Below are 819 nucleotides of genomic sequence, written 5' to 3'. Positions count from 1 at the left end.
AGAGAGAGAGAGAGGAAAAGAAAGGGAGGAGAGGGGGAAGAAAGAGAAGGGATGGGGAGGGAGGAGGGAAGGAAGAGATAGAAGGGGGAGGAGAAAGGGGGGGAAAAGAAGAAGAGGAAGAGGGAAGAGGGAGGGAAAAGTAAGAGAAGGGAAAGAGGGGAGGAGAGAAAAAGGGAAAAGAAGGCAAAAAGAAGGAAGGAAGGAAAAAGGACAGGGGGGGATGGGGGGGGGAAGGTAATGGGGAGAGGCGATAAGAAGAAGGGAAAGGGAGGGGGGGAGAAGGAGGGAAGGAGAAGGGAGAGAACGACAGGGGGGGGGAAAGCGGAAGGGAACGGGAGAAGTGGAAGCAAGGGGAAGGGGAAGAGAGCGGAAATGAGTGGGGAGTGGAGAAGAAGGGGAGAGGAATGAAAGAAAGAAAAGAGAAAAGGATAAAAGGGAAATGGAGATAGGGGAGGGAAAAGAAAAAAAGAAGAGAAAAGAATGGACGAGAGGAGGAAAAAGGGGGAGAGAAGGAGGGAGAAGGGAGAGAAGAGGAAGAAAAGGGAAGAGAAGAGGGAAAGAAGGGGAGAAGAGGGAGGGAGGGAGGAAGAAAAGGAAGAAAGGGAGGAAAAGGAAGTTGGTGGAAACGGGAAATGGATGGAAAAAAGGTGATTTATCGGAAAATGAAGGCAAAACATAACAGAGAGGAAGGATAGGTGATGGGAACGAGAGCGGGAAATGGATGGTGATGATTGCAGGGATGGCGATGGACGGGAAAGCAGAATGATAAACGTCGAGCATGAAGCTGGCGCCCGCCAGCGCCACCACGCCCTATAAGGG

General features: G+C 51.4%; 2 protein-coding genes. Both read left to right on the top strand.

Annotated features, from left to right (window positions below; all coding sequences use genetic code 11):
- Nucleotides 1-238 (top strand): hypothetical protein (locus tag WH87_RS19835; RefSeq protein ID WP_197410816.1); only part of this gene is annotated, 238 nt, incomplete at its 5' end.
- 138 nt (nt 239-376) lie between these two features.
- Entirely contained in the window at nt 377-679 is a 303-nt protein-coding gene (locus WH87_RS19660) for a hypothetical protein (RefSeq protein WP_156458244.1), read from the top strand.
- Nucleotides 680-819 lie beyond the last annotated feature (140 nt).

The sequence above is a fragment of the Devosia epidermidihirudinis genome, from assembly GCF_000971295.1.
Classification (GTDB): domain Bacteria; phylum Pseudomonadota; class Alphaproteobacteria; order Rhizobiales; family Devosiaceae; genus Devosia; species Devosia epidermidihirudinis.
This window is presented reverse-complemented; position numbering and strand designations above follow the sequence as displayed.